At 73.4% G+C, this 252-nt stretch carries 1 protein-coding gene; it reads right to left on the reverse strand.

The window, feature by feature from the left end; translation table 11 throughout:
* A partial coding sequence (locus IH09_RS36335; RefSeq protein ID WP_190233544.1) for an IS110 family transposase occupies positions 1-252 on the reverse strand: 252 nt, incomplete at both ends.

Genomic DNA, 252 nt, shown 5'->3' on the forward strand with positions numbered 1-252 from the left:
CAGCACGTCGCGAAGCCGGTTGACCAGCCGGACTCGGTCGGCGACCAGGTCGGATCGGTGGGCGGTCAGCAGGGCGAGGTCCGCAGCCAGCTGGGCGGGTACGTCGATGACGGCGAAGTCCCGGCGCTGGCGAGCGGTTTCGGCGATGACGTGGGCGTCACGGGCGTCGGTCTTCGCCTCGCCCCGGTAGGCGCCCGACATCCGGTTGACCGTGCGGCCGGGCACGTAGACGGCCCGCTGGCCGTGGGCTGC

This window comes from Streptomyces celluloflavus (assembly GCA_000720995.1).
Lineage (GTDB): Bacteria > Actinomycetota > Actinomycetes > Streptomycetales > Streptomycetaceae > Streptomyces > Streptomyces celluloflavus.